Origin of the sequence: Streptomyces sp. NPDC007205, assembly GCF_040634095.1 — a bacterium.
Classification (GTDB): Bacteria; Actinomycetota; Actinomycetes; order Streptomycetales; family Streptomycetaceae; genus Streptomyces.
This window is the reverse complement of record NZ_JBEYEW010000004.1, coordinates 40,903-60,766: the sequence shown is the minus strand read 5'-3', so window position 1 is coordinate 60,766 and position 19,864 is coordinate 40,903. Positions and strand designations below refer to the sequence as shown.

Annotated in this window: 19 protein-coding genes and 3 tRNA genes; 13 read left to right on the top strand and 9 right to left on the bottom strand. The window is 70.6% G+C overall.

All coding sequences use genetic code 11. The features are described from left to right. The first annotated feature begins 66 nt into the window (after positions 1-66). The 4 genes from purD to ABZ624_RS08960 all read left to right on the top strand — a co-directional run bounded on the left by purD (position 67) and on the right by ABZ624_RS08960 (position 6,097). Positions 67-1,323 (top strand): phosphoribosylamine--glycine ligase, encoded by a 1,257-nt coding sequence (gene purD, locus ABZ624_RS08975; RefSeq protein ID WP_360084170.1) that lies wholly within the window; start codon positions 67-69, stop codon positions 1,321-1,323. Between the two features lie 274 nt (positions 1,324-1,597). Continuing rightward, entirely contained in the window at positions 1,598-3,427 is a 1,830-nt protein-coding gene (locus ABZ624_RS08970) for a hypothetical protein (protein WP_360084168.1), read from the top strand. Positions 3,428-3,627: 200 nt separating this feature from the next. Next, on the top strand, positions 3,628-5,124 hold the full coding sequence (locus ABZ624_RS08965; RefSeq protein ID WP_360084166.1) for a N,N-dimethylformamidase beta subunit family domain-containing protein: 1,497 nt from the start codon (positions 3,628-3,630) through the stop codon (positions 5,122-5,124). 73 nt (positions 5,125-5,197) lie between these two features. Continuing rightward, positions 5,198-6,097: a phosphoribosylaminoimidazolesuccinocarboxamide synthase gene (locus ABZ624_RS08960; protein ID WP_360084164.1), complete on the top strand. Its 900-nt coding sequence runs from the start codon at positions 5,198-5,200 to the stop codon at positions 6,095-6,097. A gap of 45 nt (positions 6,098-6,142) precedes the next feature. Here the strand turns inward: ABZ624_RS08960 and ABZ624_RS08955 are convergent. The 5 genes from ABZ624_RS08955 to ABZ624_RS08935 form a co-directional block, all read right to left on the bottom strand. Further along, positions 6,143-6,215, bottom strand: a tRNA-Gly gene (locus ABZ624_RS08955). Between the two features lie 23 nt (positions 6,216-6,238). Continuing rightward, positions 6,239-6,853 carry a response regulator transcription factor gene (locus ABZ624_RS08950; RefSeq protein ID WP_360084162.1) on the bottom strand — a complete coding sequence of 205 codons (615 nt, stop codon included), beginning with the start codon at positions 6,851-6,853 and terminating at the stop codon, positions 6,239-6,241. 215 nt (positions 6,854-7,068) lie between these two features. Further along, positions 7,069-7,144, bottom strand: a tRNA-Gly gene (locus ABZ624_RS08945). A 79-nt stretch (positions 7,145-7,223) separates the two neighbouring features. After that, a tRNA-Gly gene (locus ABZ624_RS08940) sits at positions 7,224-7,295 on the bottom strand. 168 nt (positions 7,296-7,463) lie between these two features. Beyond that, positions 7,464-7,781, bottom strand: a complete 318-nt coding sequence (locus ABZ624_RS08935) for an Lsr2 family protein (protein ID WP_031164632.1) — start codon at positions 7,779-7,781, stop codon at positions 7,464-7,466. Between the two features lie 310 nt (positions 7,782-8,091). Between ABZ624_RS08935 and purS the strand changes: the two genes are divergently transcribed. From purS to purL, 3 genes are read left to right on the top strand one after another with little or no spacing between them, the layout of a single operon-like run. After that, positions 8,092-8,355, top strand: coding sequence for a phosphoribosylformylglycinamidine synthase subunit PurS (purS, locus tag ABZ624_RS08930; protein WP_360084160.1), 264 nt, complete (start codon positions 8,092-8,094; stop codon positions 8,353-8,355). Beyond that, complete coding sequence (purQ, locus tag ABZ624_RS08925) at positions 8,352-9,032, top strand: phosphoribosylformylglycinamidine synthase subunit PurQ (RefSeq protein WP_360084158.1); 681 nt, start codon at positions 8,352-8,354, stop codon at positions 9,030-9,032. Before purS ends, purQ begins: the two co-directional genes overlap by 4 nt. Then, positions 9,029-11,287 carry a phosphoribosylformylglycinamidine synthase subunit PurL gene (purL, locus tag ABZ624_RS08920; RefSeq protein ID WP_360084156.1) on the top strand — a complete coding sequence of 753 codons (2,259 nt, stop codon included), beginning with the start codon at positions 9,029-9,031 and terminating at the stop codon, positions 11,285-11,287. The genes purQ and purL overlap by 4 nt, the downstream gene beginning before the upstream one ends. Before the next feature lie 50 nt (positions 11,288-11,337). Here purL and ABZ624_RS08915 read toward each other — a convergent pair whose 3' ends face one another. Further along, positions 11,338-11,580 carry a hypothetical protein gene (locus ABZ624_RS08915; RefSeq protein WP_360084154.1) on the bottom strand — a complete coding sequence of 81 codons (243 nt, stop codon included), beginning with the start codon at positions 11,578-11,580 and terminating at the stop codon, positions 11,338-11,340. A 128-nt stretch (positions 11,581-11,708) separates the two neighbouring features. Continuing rightward, positions 11,709-11,978 (bottom strand): hypothetical protein, encoded by a 270-nt coding sequence (locus ABZ624_RS08910; RefSeq protein WP_360084152.1) that lies wholly within the window; start codon positions 11,976-11,978, stop codon positions 11,709-11,711. A 4-nt stretch (positions 11,979-11,982) separates the two neighbouring features. Here ABZ624_RS08910 and ABZ624_RS08905 point away from each other — a divergent pair, with 4 nt between their 5' ends. The 4 genes from ABZ624_RS08905 (at position 11,983) to purM (ending at position 16,136) form a co-directional block, all read left to right on the top strand. Continuing rightward, the gene (locus ABZ624_RS08905; RefSeq protein ID WP_360084150.1) at positions 11,983-12,780 is read left to right on the top strand and encodes a sterol carrier family protein; all 798 of its coding nucleotides are present in this window, start codon (positions 11,983-11,985) and stop codon (positions 12,778-12,780) included. Between the two features lie 66 nt (positions 12,781-12,846). Then, positions 12,847-13,284, top strand: a complete 438-nt coding sequence (locus ABZ624_RS08900; RefSeq protein ID WP_360084148.1) for an META domain-containing protein — start codon at positions 12,847-12,849, stop codon at positions 13,282-13,284. A gap of 211 nt (positions 13,285-13,495) precedes the next feature. Continuing rightward, complete coding sequence (purF, locus tag ABZ624_RS08895; RefSeq protein WP_360084146.1) at positions 13,496-15,025, top strand: amidophosphoribosyltransferase; 1,530 nt, start codon at positions 13,496-13,498, stop codon at positions 15,023-15,025. Positions 15,026-15,068: 43 nt separating this feature from the next. Continuing rightward, on the top strand, positions 15,069-16,136 hold the full coding sequence (purM, locus tag ABZ624_RS08890; protein WP_360084144.1) for a phosphoribosylformylglycinamidine cyclo-ligase: 1,068 nt from the start codon (positions 15,069-15,071) through the stop codon (positions 16,134-16,136). Positions 16,137-16,202: 66 nt separating this feature from the next. Here the strand turns inward: purM and ABZ624_RS08885 are convergent, their stop codons facing one another. Then, complete coding sequence (locus ABZ624_RS08885) at positions 16,203-16,454, bottom strand: DUF3073 domain-containing protein (protein ID WP_360084142.1); 252 nt, start codon at positions 16,452-16,454, stop codon at positions 16,203-16,205. Between the two features lie 290 nt (positions 16,455-16,744). Continuing rightward, positions 16,745-17,851, bottom strand: a complete 1,107-nt coding sequence (locus tag ABZ624_RS08880) for a Glu/Leu/Phe/Val dehydrogenase dimerization domain-containing protein (RefSeq protein ID WP_360084140.1) — start codon at positions 17,849-17,851, stop codon at positions 16,745-16,747. Between the two features lie 212 nt (positions 17,852-18,063). Between ABZ624_RS08880 and ABZ624_RS08875 the strand changes: the two genes are divergently transcribed. Together ABZ624_RS08875 and bldC are read left to right on the top strand one after the other, a co-directional pair. Next, positions 18,064-18,906: a hypothetical protein gene (locus tag ABZ624_RS08875; RefSeq protein WP_360084138.1), complete on the top strand. Its 843-nt coding sequence runs from the start codon at positions 18,064-18,066 to the stop codon at positions 18,904-18,906. A gap of 531 nt (positions 18,907-19,437) precedes the next feature. After that, the gene (gene bldC, locus ABZ624_RS08870; RefSeq protein ID WP_003949541.1) at positions 19,438-19,644 is read left to right on the top strand and encodes a developmental transcriptional regulator BldC; all 207 of its coding nucleotides are present in this window, start codon (positions 19,438-19,440) and stop codon (positions 19,642-19,644) included. The last annotated feature ends 220 nt before the right edge of the window (positions 19,645-19,864 follow it).

Here is a 19,864-nt window from a genome sequence, read left to right as displayed (position 1 = left end):
CCTTTGGAGGAAAGTCCAACAAACCCGGGCCCCGGTCTTCGGCGACCTTGCCATTAGGCTGACCCCGTGAAGGTCCTCGTCATCGGCAGCGGCGCCCGCGAACACGCCCTGTGCCACTCCCTGTCCCTCGACCCCGACGTCACCGCGCTGCACTGCGCCCCCGGCAACGCCGGCATCGCCGAGGTGGCCGAGCTGCACCCGGTCGACGCGCTCGACGGCAAGGCGGTCGCCGAGCTGGCCGTCGGCCTCGGTGCCGACCTGGTCGTCGTCGGCCCGGAGGCCCCGCTGGTCGCCGGTGTGGCCGACGCCGTGCGCGCGGCGGGCATCCCGGTGTTCGGCCCGTCCAAGGAGGCGGCGCAGCTGGAGGGCTCCAAGGCCTTCGCCAAGGACGTCATGGCGACGGCCGGGGTGCCGACCGCCCGCTCCTACGTGTGCACGAAGGCCGAGGAGGTCGCCGAGGCCCTGGACGCCTTCGGTGCCCCCTACGTCGTCAAGGACGACGGTCTCGCCGCCGGCAAGGGTGTCGTCGTCACCGACGACCTGGACGCGGCCAAGGCGCACGCCGCCGCCTGTGAACGCGTGGTCGTCGAGGAGTTCCTCGACGGCCCCGAGGTGTCCCTCTTCGCGATCACCGACGGCGAGACGGTCGTACCGCTCCAGCCCGCCCAGGACTTCAAGCGCGCCCTGGACGGTGACGAGGGTCCGAACACCGGCGGCATGGGCGCCTACTCGCCGCTGCCGTGGGCCGATCCGAAGCTGGTCGACGAGGTGCTGCAGACGGTCCTGCAGCCGACGGTGGACGAACTGCACCGCCGCGGCACCCCCTTCTCCGGCCTGCTCTACGCGGGCCTGGCGATCACCGGCCGCGGCGTCCGGGTCATCGAGTTCAACGCCCGTTTCGGCGACCCCGAGACCCAGGTCGTGCTGGCCCGGCTGAGGACCCCGCTGGCCGGCCTCCTGATGGCCGCCGCCACCGGCAACCTCGCCGATCTGCCGCCCCTGCGCTGGAGCGAGGACGCGGCCGTCACCGTCGTCGTCGCCTCGCACAACTACCCCGGCACCCCCCGCACCGGCGACCCGATCACCGGTCTGGACGAGGTGGCCGCCGAGGACGCCCCGCACGCGTACGTCCTGCACGCCGGGACGAAGCAGGACGGTGACGCCGTCGTCAGCGCGGGCGGACGCGTGCTGTCCGTCACCGCCACCGGCAAGGACCTGGCCGAGGCGCGCGAGCGGGCGTACCGGGCGGTGGGCCGGATCCGTCTGGACGGCTCCCAGCACCGCACCGACATCGCCGCGAAGGCGGCGCAGGCAGGCGCCTGACCTGCCCTTCTGTCACCGGCACCACACCCGGGCCCCGGATTTCGAATCCGGGGCCTGATCTTTGCTGTCTGTCACCCACCTCTGACCAAAGCCATTCCATCGAGTGAGCAATGGCCCATACGGCTGACGGGGGCCGAAGCCCCAACTAGGGTGCCGCGCAAGCGTTCCGGCACTTGGCCCACCGGCATTGCGATGTCAGTGGCGGGTGTCACAGTGGGGGAGTGAGCACCACCAGGTCGGCACAGCATCGGCAGCGAGGGGGTGAGGTCGGCACGTGACCGGAATCGGTGCGGAGGCGGGCGCGCAGGCCGCGCGTTCACGGGCCCTCGCCGTACTGCGGGTCCGGGGCCGCGCGCTGGGCGTGGCCCTGCTGCCCGCCGCTGCCGCGGTGATCCTGCTGACCGGCGTGTCCACCGGCCATTTCGTCGGCCCGGGCTGGGACGCCGCCCGGTGGGCCGTGGGCGTCCTCGCCGTGCTGGTGCTGCTGGCCGCCGCCGGTATCGCGCTGGTCGTGGCCCGGGCCCGCCCCGCCGTCAGCCCGACGGTGCCCGTCCCGGAGCGGTCCGCCCCGGACCTGTACCGGATGGTGCGCGACCTCGCCGAGCGCCTGGACGTCCCGGCTCCCTCGGCCATAGCGCTCACCCCGGACTGCGACAGCTGGCTGGAGGACCGCACGCACGCGGCCCACGGCCCGCCCCCGCGCCCCGCGCCCGACGAGATAGCCGGCCCGGGCCGCCGCCGGATCCCCGTCGCACCGGTGCTCGTCATCGGCTCCCCGTTCCTGTGGTGGATGCGCGTCGGCGAGCTGCGCGCGGTCCTCGCCCCGGTCATCGCCGGTACGGGCCCCTCCGCGCACCCGGACATAGCAGCCGCCCGGCGCTTCGTGCGCGGTCTGGACGCGGCGGTCGCGGTCGCCTCGACATCCGGCCGCTGCCCGCTGACCCGGGGGGTGTGCGCGGTCCTCGGCTGGGTGGCCCGGCTGCTGCTGCGCGGCTGCCGGGAGCACGCCACGCAGATGGAGCGCGGGGTCGCCGCGGCGGCGGCCGAGCGGGCCCAGGCCGTCGACTACGGCCTCAGAATCGTTGCCCAGGAGCAGGTCGGCCTCGCCTACGCCGGCTGGGACCGGCTGCTGACCCGGGTCGCGCTGCCCGCCTGGCGGATGGGCCGCTGGCCCTCCGGGCTGGACGCGGGCGTGGTGGCGGCGCTCACCGAGCTGTCACGGCGCGACCGCCTGGCCGAGGGCTTCACCTCCCGGCTCGGCGAGCGCCCCGCCTGCGACCTGCTGGAAGAGCCCGGCGCGGTGGACGAGGCCGCCTCGCTGCTCGCCGCGCGGCTCTTCCACGGAGGTCCCGCGGAGTCCGGCCCGGACTGGGCGCCGGTGGACTGGCAGGCGTACCCGGAGGAGGTCGTGGACCGCACCTGGCGCGCCGACGCGGCCCGTCTGCACCGCGTCCTGGACTCCCTCGGTGTCCGCCCCTCGCTCGACCCCGCGACCCCCGACCCCGGCGGCCCCACCCTCGCCCGCGTCCTGGACCACCTCACCGAGCCCGGCCTGGAAGCAGCAGCACCGAAACCCCCGTACGACGGGCTGCTAGCCGCCGACGGCGAGTGCACCCCGCAGGGGCCACCCGCCCCCGACGACGAAATCGGTCCCGGAGGTACCGGTGGGAACCCGGACGCCGAGGGCGAAGCCGAGGCGCCACAGGCAACCCGCAGTGCGACCGTCGCCGCCGGCCTCACCGCCGCGCTGGCCCGGGAGGAGTCCGGTGTGCCAGGAGGTGCGACCGCCACCGGTCGGAGCCCCGAGAGCGTCCTGTGGGACGACGACGGGCTGCCCCTGTTCCCGCTGCAGCCTCCGCGCACCGCTCGCGACCTGCTCACCGACCACGTCACGGCGATGGTGTGCTGCGCGGCCGTCGACACCGCCGGCGCGGTCCCCGCCCTGGACTGGCTGGACGGCCCCTCCCTGCTGCTGGGCGGCGAGCGGGCCGCCGATCTCACGCCCAGGGTGCTCAGCCTCGTCGAGGAGGGAGACCCGGGTCCGCTGCGCGACTGGCTGGCCGCGTCCGGGATACGCCCCGAGAAGCCCGTACGGCTCGTTTAACGGGAGCCTTGTCTTCCAGTTCAGGTCAATTCGCAACGAGTAGTGACCGAGCCCGTGCGTTATGTGATGTGCTGGGAGCGACCACGCACCTGGCAAAGGCGTGCGACATACGACAGCACGGCCGAGTCCGGTGCGTACAACCGAGCACGTCGAGCACCACCGAGACAGGACGACACGGGGGCATGAGGGAGGGGACGGCCATGGCCTCGGACCACATTCGCCGCTGGGAGTCCGGAGCTCTCGCGCACGCCGTCACGGATCCTTTCGGCCAGGGTCCGGTGCCCTGGCTGCGCGGAAGTGAGAGCTACTTCGACGACACCGGTCATGTCGTGCCCTGGTACGTCGACCCGGGCCCGCAGCAGCTCACCGACGGCAGGCCCCGGGTGCCCGCGCCGCGTGCGGGCGGAACCGGCCCCCGCGCGGCCGACGACGTGCACCGCCAGATCAAGGGCTTCACCTCCACCGGCGCGGTCAGGCCCGGCGAGGCGATCGACTTCCATGTCACGGTCGACCCGCCCCAGGAGTTCAGCGTCGACGTCTACCGGATCGGCCACTACGGCGGCGACGGCGCCTCCAAGATCACCACCAGCCCTCGGCTGTCCGGCATCGTCCAGCTCCCGCCGCTGGCCGCCGACCGCACGGTCTCCTGCCACCACTGGTGGCTGTCCTGGCGGCTCCAGGTGCCCTCCCACTGGCGCATCGGCGCCTATGTGGCCGTCCTCACCACCGCCGACGGCTACCGCTCCCACGTGCCGTTCACGGTCCGCGACGACCACCCCGCCGACCTGCTCCTGCTGCTGCCGGACATCACCTGGCAGGCGTACAACCTGTATCCGGAGGACGGCCGCACCGGCGCCAGCCTCTACCACGCCTGGGACGAGAAGGGCCGGCTGCTCGGCGAGGCCGACGCGGCGACCACCGTCTCCTTCGACCGCCCCTACGCGGGCGCGGGCCTGCCGCTGCACGTCGGGCACGCCTACGACTTCATCCGCTGGGCCGAGCGCTACGGCTACGACCTCGCCTACGCCGAAGCCCGTGATCTGCACGCCGGCCGCGTCGATCCCACCCGCTACCGGGGCCTGGTCTTCCCCGGCCACGACGAGTACTGGTCGGTGCCGATGCGCCGGGCCGTCGAGGACGCCCGCGACCGGGGCACGTCGCTGGTGTTCCTCTCCGCCAACACCATGTACTGGCAGGTGGAGCTGGGCCCGTCCCCGTCCGGCGTGCCGAACCGGCTGCTGACCTGCCGCAAGCGCAAGGGCCCCGGAAAGCCGGTGCTGTGGCGCGAGGTCGACCGGCCCGAGCAGCAACTGGTCGGCATCCAGTACGCGGGCCGCGTGCCCGAGCCGCACCCGCTGATCGTCCGCAACGCCGGCCACTGGCTGTGGGAGGCGACGGGCGCGCACGAGGGCGACGAGATCGAGGGCCTGGTCGCGGGCGAGGCCGACCGGTACTTCCCGCGCACCCCGCTGCCCGAGCACGACGAGCGCATCCTGCTCGCCCACTCCCCGTACACCGACAGCGAGGGCGCCCTGCGCCACCAGGAGACCTCCCTCTACCGCGCCCCCTCCGGCGCCTGGGTCTTCGCCTCCGGCACCTTCGCCTGGTCCCCGGCCCTGGACCGCCCCGGCCATGTGGACCCCCGTATCCAGCGCGCCACCGCGAACCTGCTGGACCGCATCTGCAAACGCGACTGACGACCCCCCGGCCGCGGCGGACCAGCGCATACGGGAGAATCGAGGCACTTGCACGAAACCACGGGGAGGAACCGTGTCCGGATTCGTAGAAAAGCCCGAGCCGATCCAGGTTCCGGGCCTGGTGCACCTGCACACCGGGAAGGTGCGCGAGCTGTACCAGAACGAGGCGGGCGACCTCGTGATGGTCGCCAGCGACCGCATGTCCGCCTTCGACTGGGTGCTGCCCACGGAGATCCCCGACAAGGGCCGGGTCCTCACCCAGCTCTCCCTGTGGTGGTTCGACCAGCTGCGCGACCTGGCCCCCAACCACGTCATCAGCACCGAGCTGCCCGAAGGCGCCCCCGCCGACTGGGCGGGCCGCACGCTGGTCTGCAAGTCCCTGAGGATGGTCCCGGTCGAGTGCGTGGCCCGCGGCTACCTCACCGGCTCGGGCCTGGTCGAGTACGACGAGTCCCGTACGGTCTGCGGCCTCGCCCTCCCCGAAGGCCTCGTCGACGGCTCCGAACTCCCCGCCCCGATCTTCACCCCGGCCACCAAGGCCGAGGTCGGCGAGCACGACGAGAACGTCTCCTACGAGGAGGTCGCCCGTCAGGTCGGCGCCGAGACCGCCGCCCAGCTGCGCCAGGCCACGCTCGCCGTGTACTCCCGCGCCCGGGACATCGCCCGCGAGCGGGGCATCATCCTGGCCGACACCAAGTTCGAGTTCGGCTTCGACGGGGGCTCCCTCGTCCTCGCCGACGAGGTCCTCACCCCGGACTCCTCCCGCTTCTGGCCGGCCGACCAGTGGCAGCCGGGCCGCGCCCAGCCGTCGTACGACAAGCAGTTCGTCCGGAACTGGCTGACCTCCGCCGCGTCCGGCTGGGACCGCAAGAGCGAGCAGCCCCCGCCGGCGCTGCCGCAGGAGGTCGTGGCGGCGACCCGGCAGAAGTACGTGGAGGCGTACGAGCGCCTCACGGGCATGAGCTGGAGCTAGAGACACGAAAAGACCCCGGTCCAGTGGACCGGGGTCTTTCTCCCGAGCGGACGACGAGGCTCGAACTCGCGACCTCAACCTTGGCAAGGTTGCGCTCTACCAACTGAGCTACGTCCGCGTTGCGCCGTGGCGCGAGAGCAACTATACCCAACCTCGCTCCCGTGCGAGACGCACCGCCGCATGACGGTTTTCCGCACCGAGCTTGGTGACGGCCGAGGAGAGGTAGTTCCGCACGGTCCCCGGGGACAGCGCGGCCCGCTCGGCGACCTCCGCGACCGGTGCTCCGTCGGCCGCCAGTTCCAGCACCTCGGCCTCCCGCGCGGTCAGCGGGGAATCCCCGGCGGAGATCGCGTCGGCGGCCAACTCCGGGTCGACGTAACGGCTTCCGGCGTGCACGGTCCGGATGATCTCGGCGAGCCGCCGCGCGCTGACCGTCTTCGGGACGAACCCCCGCACACCGGCCGCGAGCGCCCGTTTCAGATGGCCGGGCCGCCCGTGCCCGGTGACGATCAGCACCCGGCAGCCGGGCAGTTCGGCCCGCAGGGATGTGGCGACCTTCACACCGTCGGCGCCCGGCATCTGGAGATCCAGCACGGCGACATCGGGTGTGTGGGCCCGCGCCATCGCCAGCGCCTCGGGTCCGCTGGCCGCCTCCGCGACGACGAGGAGATCGTCCTCCAGCGACAGCAGCGCGGCCAGCGCGCCGCGGATCAGATGCTCGTCGTCGGCGAGCAGCAGCCGTACCGGGGTGCTCATGACGTGATCACGTGTTCGTGTTCGTCGTAGTGCATGAAGCCAGCGTCCCGGCGCCAGGGCCGGGTCGGCAGTGCGCGCTGTCATCGCTCGGCATGACAAATGTCAGAGGCGTGCAGGAACATGTCAGAGCCGCACGGGGAACGTGTCAGCGGCATACAGGGAACGTGTCAGCGGCACACGCAAAAAACCCCGGTCGCGATGACCGGGGCTTTCCCTGGAGCGGACGACGAGGCTCGAACTCGCGACCTCAACCTTGGCAAGGTTGCGCTCTACCAACTGAGCTACGTCCGCACTGCTCCCGACCGGCTCCCACCGATCGGTGCGAGCACCAGCCTACCTGATCCACCAGAGTGGTTGTGACCGGTGCCAGAGCGGGTGACAGGAATCGCACACTGCGCCTTCCCCCTGGAAGGGGGATGTTCTACTACTGAACTACACCCGCACGATCCTCGGGGTTTCGGCCCTTTCGGCCTCGCCCCTCGGCGTGCTCCAGACATTAGCTGATCAACAGGGGGGTCGCGCAAGTCGGCTCCCCTTGTTGCCCGGTATGCCCAAGTGCACAGCCCTCAGGGTCCGCTGACGGGCCCTGAGGACTGCCCCTTCGCGGGCTTCACTGCGCGGCGCTGAAGGCCTCGTAGACCTTCTTGGGGATGCGTCCGCGGGCCGGGACGTCCATCTTGTTGGCCTGGGCCCAGGCGCGGACGGCCGCCGGGTCGGGGGCGACCTCCGTCTGCTTGTACGCCTTGCCGGAGCGCGACCGCTTGCGGCCGGCCTCGACGTAGGGCGCGAGCGCCTTGCGCAGTTTCTTGGCGTTGGTTTCGTTCAGGTCGATCTCGTACGACTTGCCGTCGAGTCCGAAGGCGATCGTTTCCGCCGCTTCCGAGCCGTCGATGTCGTCAAAGAGCGTGACCACGACCTTTTGCGCCACGAATATCGGTCCCTTCGTGCGGCACGTCGATACAGCTCAACGGCGATGACGTGCCGAGTATCGGCTATTGCCAATTCATTTGTACAGTGCCCGGCAATGCAAAGTGAAGCCCGACTAAATCCGCCCGCGTGTCCGGACACAATAGGCGGACGGCGCGGACTGTCGAACTTTCCCAGAACTTTTCACGGCGGTACGGCTTCGACACCCGATCGTGATGCGCCTCACGTAGTTTCCTACAACTCTACTCGCGTAGAAATTTTGTGCGGGTAGTCTGAAGGAACCTGCTCAGCACCACACACCGGGAGTGCCAGTGGCACGCGTCGTAGTCGACGTCATGCTCAAGCCGGAGATCCTCGACCCCCAGGGCCAGGCGGTCCAGCGTGCGCTGCCGCGTCTGGGTTTCGAAGGGATCTCGGACGTACGTCAGGGAAAGCGTTTCGAACTGGAAGTTGACGGGCCCGTTGACGAGGCCGCGCTCGCCCGCATCCACGCTCTTGCGGAATCCTTCCTCGCCAACACGGTGATCGAGGACTTCACCGTCAAGGTGGAAGAAGTCGCGGAGGCGGCCAAGTGACCGCTCGTATTGGCGTCGTCACTTTCCCGGGCAGCCTCGACGACCGGGACACCCAGCGCGCGGTCCGCCTCGCGGGCGCCGAACCGGTCGCCCTGTGGCACAAGGACAAGGACCTCAAGCAGGTCGACGCCGTGGTTCTTCCCGGCGGTTTCTCCTACGGCGACTATCTGCGGGCCGGTGCCATCTCCCGGTTCTCGCCGGTGATGGAGACGGTCATCGAGCAGGCGAAGGCCGGCCTGCCGGTCCTCGGCATCTGCAACGGCTTCCAGGTCCTCACCGAGGCCCACCTCCTCCCGGGTGCGATGCTCGGCAACGACCACCTCCACTTCATCTGCCGCGACCAGAAGCTGCGGGTGGAGAACGCGGGTACCTCCTGGACCGGTGACTACCGCCAGGGCCAGGAGATCCACATCCCGCTGAAGAACATGGACGGCCGGTACGTCGCCGACGAGTACACGCTCGACAAGCTGGAGGCGGAGGGCCGCGTCGTCTTCCGGTACCTCGACCACAACCCCAACGGCTCGCTGCGGGACATCGCCGGCATCACCAACGAGGCCGGGAACGTCGTCGGCCTCATGCCGCACCCCGAGCACGCCGTCGAGCCGCTGATCGGTACGGGCCGTACCGACGGCCTCCCCTTCTTCACCTCGATCCTCAAGAAGCTGGTCAACGCATGAGCCGGACGCCTCTGGACACGGTCGAGCACGCGGCCGCGACCCCCGACGTCGAGCTGCCCTGGGCCGAACTCGGCCTGAAGAAGGACGAGTACGAGCGCGTGGTCGAGATCCTCGGCCGCCGGCCCACCGGTGCCGAGCTTGCCATGTACTCCGTCATGTGGTCCGAGCACTGCTCGTACAAGTCCTCCAAGGTCCATCTGCGCCAGTTCGGCGAGAAGGCACCGCAGAGCGACGCGCTGCTGGTGGGCATCGGTGAGAACGCGGGTGTCGTCGACGTCGGCCAGGGTTACGCGGTCACCTTCAAGGTCGAGTCGCACAACCACCCGTCGTACGTCGAGCCCTACCAGGGCGCGGCCACCGGCGTCGGCGGCATCGTCCGCGACATCATCGCGATGGGCGCCCGCCCGGTCGCGGTGGTCGACCCCCTGCGCTTCGGCGCCGCGGACCACCCGGACACCAAGCGGGTGCTCCCGGGCGTGGTCGCGGGCATCGGCGGCTACGGCAACTGCCTGGGCCTGCCCAACATCGGCGGTGAGGTCGTCTTCGACTCCTGCTACCAGGGGAACCCGCTGGTCAACGCCGGTGCGATCGGCGTGATGCGGCACGAGGACATCCACCTCGCCAAGGCCTCCGGCGCGGGCAACAAGGTCATCCTCTACGGCGCCCGTACGGGCGGCGACGGCATCGGCGGCGCGTCGATCCTGGCCTCGGAGACCTTCGACGACGCGAAGCCGTCCAAGCGTCCCGCGGTCCAGGTCGGCGACCCCTTCCAGGAGAAGCTCCTCATCGAGTGCACCCTGGAGGCCTTCCGGGAGAAGCTGGTCGTCGGCATCCAGGACCTGGGCGCGGCGGGTCTGTCCTGCGCCACGTCCGAGCTGGCGTCGAACGGCTCCGGCGGTATGCGCGTGACGCTGGACGACGTCCCGCTGCGCGACTCGACCCTGTCTCCTGAGGAGATCCTCATGAGCGAGTCGCAGGAGCGCATGTGCGCGGTGGTCGAGCCGGAGAAGGTCGACCGCTTCCTGGAGATCTGCGCCAAGTGGGACGTGATCGCCACGGTCATCGGTGAGGTGACGGACGGCGACCGCCTGGAGATCTACTGGCACGGCGGCAAGATCGTCGACGTCGACCCGCGCACGGTCGCCCACGAGGGCCCGGTGTACGAGCGCCCGTTCGCCCGCCCGTCCTGGCAGGACGCCCTCCAGGCCGACGACGCGAACAAGCTGCCGCGTCCCTCGTCGAGCGAGGAGCTCAAGGCCCAGGTCCTGAAGCTGGTCGGCTCCCCCAACCAGGCGTCGAAGAAGTGGATCACGTCCCAGTACGACCACTTCGTGCAGGGCAACACCGTTCTGGCCCAGCCGGAGGACTCCGGCATGATCCGCATCGACGACGAGACCGGCCTCGGCGTCGCCATCGCGACCGACGGCAACGGCCGCTACGCCAAGCTGGACCCGTACACGGGCGCGCAGCTGGCCCTGGCGGAGGCGTACCGGAACGTGGCGACGACGGGCGCGAAGCCGCTCGCGGTGTCGGACTGCCTGAACTTCGGCTCGCCGGAGGACCCGGCGGTCATGTGGCAGTTCGCGGAGGCGGTGCGCGGTCTGGCGGACGCCTGTCAGCAGCTGGGCACCCCGGTGACCGGCGGCAATGTGTCCTTGTACAACCAGACGGGCGAGGCGGCGATCCACCCGACGCCGGTCGTGGCGGTCCTGGGCGTGATCGACGACGTCGCCCGCCGCACGCCGGTCGCCTTCCAGGAGGAGGGCCAGCTGATCTACCTCCTCGGCGACACCCGTGAGGAGTTCGGCGGCTCGGCCTGGTCCCAGGTGGTCCACGACCACCTCGGCGGCCTGCCCCCGGCCGTGGACCTGGAGCGGGAACGCCTGCTGGCCGAGATCCTGGTCTCCGCCTCCCGCGACGGCATGATCGACTCCGCGCACGACCTGTCCGACGGCGGTCTGGTCCAGGCGGTCGTGGAGTCGGCGTTGCTCGGCGGCAAGGGCGCGCGTCTGGTCGTACCCGACGGCCTCGACGCCTTCACCTTCCTCCTCTCCGAGTCGGCCGGCCGGGCGATCGTCGCCGTGCCGCGCTCGGAGGAGGTCCGCTTCAACGACATGTGCGGCGCGCGGGGCCTGCCGGCCACCCGGATCGGTGTCGTGGACGGTGAGGCCGTGGAGGTCCAGGGCGAGTTCACGCTCACGCTGGAGGAGCTGCGCAAGGCGCACGAGGAGACGATCCCGGCGCTGCTGGCGTAGTCGTAGTACGCCGGTGAAGGCCCCGTCCGGGACGCCGGGCGGGGCCTGTCTCATGCGGTGACGGGTTCCTTCGCCGGTTCCGCCTCGGCCGGGCCGGCCGTCGGCAGGCGCAGGGCGAGCAGCAGGCACAGCGCCATCACCCCGGCGCCGCACAGGAACACCGTGTCCATCGCGGAGACGTACGCCTCCACCCCGGCGGAGTGCGCCGCGCCCCGCAGTGCGGCCAGCGAGCCGATGTCGCCGGGGCCGTCGTACAGGCGGTCGAGGAGGGTGCCGAAGAGCGAGGCGCCCACGGCCGTCCCGAGGGCCTGGAAGAAGCGATGGCGGTGGTGGCGACGCCGAGCTGGCGGCGGGGTGCGGCCTCCTGCACCAGTTGGATCAGCTGGCCGAGGAGCCGCTGTGGCCACGGAGGCGCCGCTGATCACAAAGGTGCGCTCGGACCAGCCGCGTTCGGTGTGAGTCGGCCGGTGGCGACACCGACCGCCATGATCCGGATGGCCACCGGGATGAGGAACAGCCTGGCGGAGGAGCTGGTGATGCCGCGCGCGACCTGAAGGTGGAGCACCACCGCCGGATCGATGCCGGTGAAACCGTCGACCAGGTGGTCGCCGACGCCGCCGAACGCGCCCGGCAGGCCTTTGCCCTGGTCGAAAACGGCCTGAAGGACTACGCGGTCAGGGCATAGGCTCACCGCCATGCCCCCGGCCAGGAAACGTGCCCGCAGCTACGACCCCGTCAGGACCCGCGCCGCGGTCCTCGCCCAGTTCGGACATGTCCGGGAAGCCGTCCGAGGCCTCCCTCGGGAGCAGCTCGCGCTGCCCACCCGGCTCGGCGAGTGGACCGTACGCGACCTGATCGCGCACATCGGGATGGCGCTCACCGCGATCCACCGGGCGCTCGCCCTGCCCGAGCCGCCGAAGGCGGACGCCGTCGTGCTCGACTGGCCCTTCGCCACCGCGGCCAACGCCGACGCCATCGACGCGTTCACCCGGGACATCGCCGCCGAACACCCCGACCTCGATGCCTACCTCGCGGACATCGAGCACTCCCTGCGCGCTCTGCTCGCGGACCACCCCGGTACCCGGATCCTCCGGACGAGCGCCGGCGCGATGCCTCTGGACGACTATCTGGTCACCCGGGCCGCGGAACTCGTCGTCCACACCGACGACCTGAACGCCGCCGTGCCCGGCCTGGACGTGCCGTACGACCGTCAGGCCCTGGCCACCGCCACCCGCCTGCTCGCCGACGCCCTCGCCGTCAAGGCGCCCGGCGGCTCCACCGAGGTGCGTGTGCCGCCGTACGCCGTGGTGCAGTGCGTCGAGGGGCCCCGGCACACCCGCGGCACCCCGCCCAACGTGGTCGAGACCGACCCGCTGACCTGGGTCCGGCTCGCCACCGGGCGCCTGGCCTGGAAAGACGCCCTTGAGGAGGCCAAGGTGAGCGCCGGCGGGGAGCGGGCGGACCTCGGGGGCCTGCTGCCGCTCATGGCGTAGGCCCCGGCAGCGGAACCGTTCGTACCGCTGGTCCGTCGTACCCGTATGAACCGGTACAAGCAGCGCATGACCCTGACGGCGGCCGCCGTGTTCGTCCCGCTCACGGTGGCCTGTGGCATCGGAAAGGCGGACAGTGGTCCGGTGGGCGTCCAGCAGTCACGGGTGACCGGCATCGACTGGCGGGTCGACAGCCTCACCGCCGGCGGTACGGCCCGGCACGCGCCCGCCGTCGCCCGCCTCCGCATCGACGAGGACGGCAAGGCGGCCGGCAACCTGGGCTGCAACCAGTTCAGCGCCCGGGCCACCGTGCACGGCGACCGGATCACCTTCGGCGACCTGCGTATGACCAGGATGGCCTGTGCCCCGGACCGCATGGACTTCGAGCGCGCCCTCGCCCGCGCGCTCACCACCGGCACCCTCGTCGCCAAGACCGACGACGGGAAGCTGACGCTCACCGACGGCGACGGCGACCGCATCCACCTCAGCCGCAGCGCGCCCGAATGATGTGCGACGCCTCACTCGCGCATCGGGCGAAAAGCGGCTGAGACCACTGCGGGGCAGACCCCCGACGGTCGCGCGGGCACCAAGCGCCCCGCGTTGACCTGCGCAGACGCGGAAACCGACAAGGTGATCGCGACCGCTGTGCCGGTCACGGCAGCGCCGACAGGTATTCCCCAATTCGGACCAGTGGTCGACCTCGCCTACACTCGGTGGCGTGCCACGTGGTGACGGTCGACTCAATCACGATCTGCTTCCCGGCGAGAAGGGCCCCCAGGACGCTTGCGGCGTCTTCGGTGTCTGGGCTCCGGGTGAAGAGGTCGCAAAGCTCACGTACTTCGGGCTCTACGCCCTCCAGCACCGGGGTCAGGAATCCGCGGGAATCGCGGTCAGCAACGGCTCCCAGATCCTCGTCTTCAAGGACATGGGCCTGGTCTCCCAGGTCTTCGACGAGACCTCGCTCGGTTCGCTCCAGGGTCATATCGCGGTCGGACACGCCCGCTACTCGACCACCGGCGCCTCCGTGTGGGAGAACGCCCAGCCGACGTTCCGCGCCACCGCGCACGGCTCGATCGCGCTCGGCCACAACGGCAACCTGGTCAACACGGCGCAGCTCGCCGAGATGGTCGCCGAGCTGCCGAACGACAACAACAGCCGCTCCACCCGGGTCGCGGCCACCAACGACACCGACCTGCTGACGGCGCTGCTCGCCGCCCAGGTCGACGAGGACGGCAAGCCGCTCACCATCGAGCAGGCCGCCCACCAGGTCCTGCCGAAGGTGCGGGGCGCCTTCTCGCTCGTCTTCATGGACGAGCAGACCCTCTACGCCGCCCGTGACCCGCAGGGCATCCGCCCGCTGGTCCTCGGCCGCCTGGAGCGCGGCTGGGTGGTCGCCTCCGAGAGCGCGGCCCTGGACATCTGCGGCGCCAGCTTCGTGCGCGAGATCGAGCCGGGCGAGTTCGTGGCCGTCGACGAGAACGGTCTGCGCAGCTCCCGATTCGCAGAAGCGAAGCCCAAGGGCTGTGTCTTCGAGTATGTGTACCTGGCCCGCCCGGACACCGACATCGCCGGCCGGAACGTGTACCTCTCGCGCGTGGAGATGGGCCGCCGGCTCGCCAAGGAAGCCCCCGTCGAGGCGGACCTGGTCATAGCGACCCCGGAGTCCGGCACGCCGGCCGCCATCGGCTACGCGGAGGCCTCCGGCATCCCCTTCGGCGCGGGTCTCGTGAAGAACGCGTACGTCGGCCGTACGTTCATCCAGCCGTCCCAGACCATCCGCCAGCTGGGTATCCGCCTGAAGCTGAACCCGCTGAAGGAAGTCATCAAGGGCAAGCGCCTGGTCGTCGTCGACGACTCGATCGTGCGCGGCAACACCCAGCGGGCCCTGGTGCGGATGCTGCGGGAGGCCGGCGCCGCGGAGGTCCACATCCGGATCTCCTCGCCGCCCGTGAAGTGGCCCTGCTTCTTCGGCATCGACTTCGCCACGCGCGCGGAACTGATCGCCAACGGCATGACCATCGAGGAGATCGGCACCAGCCTCGGCGCCGACTCGCTCGCCTACATCTCCATCGACGGCATGATCGAGGCGACCACGATCGCCAAGCCGAACCTGTGCCGCGCCTGCTTCGACGGCGAGTACCCGATGGAGCTGCCGGACCCGGAGCTGCTCGGCAAGCAGCTGCTGGAGACCGAGCTGGCCGCCGGCCCGGCCGCGACGGCCGCCGCCGACGCGATCCGCCGCCCGTAACACCCTGCACATCCCGCAGGACGACACGAAAGCTCTCACAGTCATGTCTGAGACAACTGGTGCCAGCTACGCAGCGGCGGGCGTCGACATCGAGGCGGGCGACCGCGCCGTGGAACTCATGAAGGAGTGGGTGAAGAAGACCCAGCGCCCCGAGGTCCTCGGCGGCCTCGGCGGCTTCGCCGGGCTCTTCGACGCCTCCGCCCTCAAGCGTTACGAGCGCCCGCTGCTCGCCTCCGCCACGGACGGCGTCGGCACGAAGGTCGACGTCGCGCGCCGCATGGGCGTCTACGACACCATCGGCCACGACCTGGTCGCCATGGTCATGGACGACATCGTGGTGTGCGGCGCCGAGCCGCTGTTCATGACGGACTACATCTGCGTCGGCAAGGTCCACCCCGAGCGTGTCGCGGCCATCGTGAAGGGCATCGCGGAGGGCTGTGTGCTCGCCGGGTGCGCCCTGGTGGGCGGCGAGACGGCCGAGCACCCGGGTCTGCTGGGCGAGGACGACTTCGACGTGGCCGGCGCCGGTACGGGCGTCGTGGAGGCCGACCGGCTGCTCGGCGCGGATCGCATCCGTAAGGGTGACGCGGTGATCGCCATGGCGTCCTCCGGGCTTCACTCGAACGGGTACTCCCTGGTCCGCCACGTCCTGCTGAACACGGCGGGCCTGGCCCTGGAGACGGAGGTCCCGGAGCTCGGCCGCAGCCTCGGCGAGGAACTGCTGGAGCCCACGAAGATCTACTCGCTGGACTGCCTCGCCCTGACCCGCACCACGGAGGTGCACGCCTTCTCGCACATCACCGGCGGCGGGCTCGCGGCCAACCTGGCCCGCGTCATCCCGGACGGGCTGCACGCCACCGTCGACCGCTCCACCTGGACCCCGGGCGCGATCTTCGACCTGGTCGGGAAGACCGGGAACGTCGAGCGCCTGGAGCTGGAGAAGACCCTCAACATGGGCGTCGGCATGATGGCGATCGTGCCCGAGGAGTCCACCGAGGTGGCCCTCGCCACCCTGGCCGACCGTGGTGTCGAGGCATGGGTGGCCGGCGAGATCACCGAGCGGGGCGAGAAGACGACCGGCGCCGACATGGTCGGAGACTACGCCGGCTGAACCTGCGGGTAGCACAGAAGCCGGTCGGTGGCAGTGCCACCGACCGGACAAGTGCTCAGTGCAAGGTCAAGCGCCGCGACGATGCTGTGAGGGCCCGTCGTCTTCATCCTCGTCGTCGTCCCCATAGAGGTCGGCGTAACGAGAGTAAAGATCGTCCTCTTCATTCTCATCGTCTTCGAACGGCTCGCTGTTCGGCGGCTGGCTCGAAGTCGATGCGCCCAGTTCACTGGCCAGCCGTGACAGATCAGTCCCACCGCTGTTGTACTTCAGCTGGCGGGCGACCTTCGTCTGCTTGGCCTTGGCCCGGCCGCGCCCCATGGCTCGACCCCCTCGGTGACGGGGCTTGATGGCCCCAGAGTCTGACACGCGTTCATGATCTGGAACGGACCCTCCGCGGAGAGGCCGGTCCGTAGGGCTTCCACGGTACCTGAGCCCACGCCCATACGGTACGTCGCCCGCAGCACGCGCGTGTGCCCAGGACCTTCGAGGCGCCCCGTCCTCGCTGGTCAGTGGCGATTTTAACCACTTATCGGGGAACGACCCGCCGGTGGAAGTGAGAGTTCTCTCGAAGTTCCCGCCGACGGGTACCGCTCACCTGTGCGACCGGGTCACTGCGCGGCGTGTCCCGCGCGCGCCTCGGCCATCCGCTGCTCGGCGATCCGGTCGGCCGCGGCGGCCGGCGGAATCCCGTCTTCCTTCGCACGTGCGAATATGGCCAGCGTGGTGTCGAAGATCTTCGCCGCCTTGGCCTTGCACCGGTCGAAGTCGAACCCGTGCAGCTCGTCGGCCACCTGGATGACCCCGCCGGCGTTCACCACGTAGTCCGGCGCGTAGAGGATCCCGCGGTCGGCCAGGTCCTTCTCGACGCCCGGGTGCGCGAGCTGGTTGTTGGCCGCGCCGCACACCACCTGGGCGGTGAGCACCGGGACGGAGTCGTCGTTCAGGGCGCCGCCGAGCGCGCAGGGGGCGTAGATGTCCAGCCCCTCGGTCCGGATCAGCGCCTCGGTGTCCGCGACCGCCGTCACACCGGCCGGGTACTGCTCCAGGATCCGCTGGACGGCGTCCGCGCGTACGTCCGTGACGACGACCTCGGCGCCCTCGTCGCGCAGGTGCTTCACCAGGTGGTGGCCGACCTTGCCGACGCCCGCGATGCCGACCTTGCGGCCGCGCAGCGAGGGGTCGCCCCACAGGTGCTGGGCGGAGGCGCGCATGCCCTGGTAGACGCCGAAGGCGGTGAGCACCGAGGAGTCCCCGGCGCCGCCGTTCTCGGGAGAGCGGCCGGTGGTCCAGCGGCACGCGCGGGCCACGACGTCCATGTCGGCGACGTACGTGCCGACGTCGCACGCGGTGACATAGCGACCGCCGAGCGAGGCGACCATGCGCCCGTAGGCGAGCAGCAGCTCCTCGGTCTTGTCGCGCTCCGGGTCGCCGATGATCACGGCCTTGCCGCCGCCGTGGTCGAGGCCGGCCATGGCGTTCTTGTACGACATGCCGCGGGCGAGGTTGAGGGCGTCGGCGACGGCCTCGGCCTCGGTCGCGTAGGGGTAGAAGCGCGTGCCGCCGAGGGCCGGGCCCAGGGCGGTGGAGTGGATGGCGATCACGGCTTTCAGGCCGGTCGCGCGATCCTGGCAGAGCACGACCTGCTCATGGCCGCCCTGGTCCGACTGGAACAGGGTGTGCAGGACATCAGCAGGTGCGCCAATTACGTCGGTCACTGTGGTGACTCCTGTGTAAAGAGCGGCGAGTGGGGTCGGACCCCGTACGGGTGGCGGGGTGCCGTGGCATGAGCGTAGAGCCTTGGCGCGACCACCATCCGTGCAGTGTTCAGGATCACTCTCCTGGGCCTCTGGTGCACGCATGACCGTGGCACGATTTGCAGTGGTTTTGCAGCGGTTTTCGAGCGGGGCCCGATGGGGAGGGAGCAGGCGTGCCGAAGGTGTCCTCCGTGGTCGTCCCCTATGCCGCGTACCTGCGCGTGTACGAGCCGCTGGCCGCCTTCCCGGAGCCGGAGCGCAGCCACTGGGCGCGCTACGCCCGCCGCTCCGACCGCCCCTCCTACCAGGACGAACTGCGCCGTTCCCTGGCCGACTTGCTGCCGACCCCGCCGGTCGCGGTACCGGTGCACGAGAGTGGCGACGCGTTCGTGGCGGAGGTCGACGGCGTGGTCTGCGTGTGTCCCTGGCGGACCCGGCTGCGCGGCTGGCAGGCGCTCGGCGAACTGGCGGAGGAGCTTCCGGCGCCGGTCCTGGACGCGGTGCTGCCCCCGGTCGTACGCCGCCAGGCGGCCCAGGACTACGAGCGCTGGCTCGCCCGCAACCCCGACGCCCGCCCGTGGATCCGTACGGCGACCTGGCAGGTGCCGCTGAACTGGTTCGTGCTGGTCTCCGACGAGGAGCGGCGGTACGACAAGGGCACCGCGGAGGTGCCGCCGCTGCTGCGCTACCGCACGCCGATGGTGCAGGCCCGGCGCCGGGTGGCGCGGGCGCTGCGCACGCTCAGGGACACCGTCGAGGAGAGCCCGCTGATCGACGGCCTGCTGGACGTCGGCCGCTGGCTGGAGGAGTTCCACCCGCGCTCCCTGGTGGAGCTGGACTACGGCGGCCTGGTGCACGTCCTGCCGGCCGGCGAGCTGGAGGGCGACCACTCGGCGGCGGAGGTGGCCGAGGGCATCGAGGCGCTGCGCCGGGGGGACGGGGCGGCGGCCGGAGAGGTCTATGTGCGGCTCGCGGAGCGGTGGCGGGCGGTCCGGGACCGGCGTTCCGCGAACTGAGTGACGTAACCGAGTGACGTACGTCACGGCTCGAACGGCGTCGAACGACGTACGGTCTACGGCACTTGCCCATCTGACGGGGCGTTGGTCTCGATCTGGACTTTTGTCTCAAGGGTGACGGACAGCACTTACAAGAGCCTTGCCCTAAGTGCCGCCCCTCATGCCAAAATAGGACAAGGAGTCCGGGGAGGGCTCCGTCCGTCCAACTATGCTCCACTGTGGGCGGATTCTCAGCATTGCACGCTTTGGGGGGTCTGGTGACTCCTGATCGCCCTGTGACTGATCGTCACAGTGGCGTGACTGTCCGCTATGGCATGGTCCATCGGCATCCGTCGCTGATGAACACCTGGGAGGGCAATTCCATCGGTTTGGCCGACGCGGCTGGACAGATGGTGTAGTTGTAGTGCCGAGGACAAGCCGTTCGTCCTATAACCGACTCGACTCGCGTCCGCCATTTCGGGCAACGCGGGTCAAGGTGCAGAATTTAGAGGAAAGAACCGAGAAGGTTCGGTTCTCCCGAGGAGGCCGCTCATGACCGCTCGCACCCCTGATGCCGAGCCGCTGCTGACCCCCGCTGAGGTCGCCACCATGTTCCGCGTCGACCCCAAGACGGTCACGCGGTGGGCGAAGGCCGGCAAGCTTACGTCCATCCGTACACTCGGCGGGCACCGCCGCTACCGCGAGGCCGAGGTCCGCGCTCTGCTCGCGGGCATCCCGCAGCAGCGCAGCGAGGCCTGAACCCTCGCATAACCGGGCAATGCGGCTGGTCCCCCAGCCTGTCGAGGCGCCCGGAACCCTAGCTCCAAGCGACGCGGGACCTGCCCCAACAGGCCCCTCGCCCCAGCCGAAGAGAACATTGTAGGCAGCGACACAGGGTGCGTCGTAGATCGCGCTGGACTCCGCCGGGTCCAGCGCGATCTTTTTTGTGCGCTGGTCGGGCGCTGGACGGACTGATGTG

Bases quoted from the DNA above. Each gene is read 5' to 3' on its own strand.
- ABZ624_RS08965 (WP_360084166.1), top strand. From the start codon at position 3,628: ATGGCCTCGGACCACATTCGCCGCTGGGAGTCCGGAGCTCTCGCGCAC.
- ABZ624_RS08950 (WP_360084162.1), bottom strand. From the start codon at position 6,853: ATGAGCACCCCGGTACGGCTGCTGCTCGCCGACGACGAGCATCTGATC.
- purL (WP_360084156.1), top strand. From the start codon at position 9,029: ATGAGCCGGACGCCTCTGGACACGGTCGAGCACGCGGCCGCGACCCCC.
- ABZ624_RS08905 (WP_360084150.1), top strand. From the start codon at position 11,983: ATGCCCCCGGCCAGGAAACGTGCCCGCAGCTACGACCCCGTCAGGACC.
- ABZ624_RS08900 (WP_360084148.1), top strand. From the start codon at position 12,847: ATGACCCTGACGGCGGCCGCCGTGTTCGTCCCGCTCACGGTGGCCTGT.
- purM (WP_360084144.1), top strand. From the start codon at position 15,069: ATGTCTGAGACAACTGGTGCCAGCTACGCAGCGGCGGGCGTCGACATC.
- ABZ624_RS08885 (WP_360084142.1), bottom strand. From the start codon at position 16,454: ATGGGGCGCGGCCGGGCCAAGGCCAAGCAGACGAAGGTCGCCCGCCAG.
- bldC (WP_003949541.1), top strand. From the start codon at position 19,438: ATGACCGCTCGCACCCCTGATGCCGAGCCGCTGCTGACCCCCGCTGAG.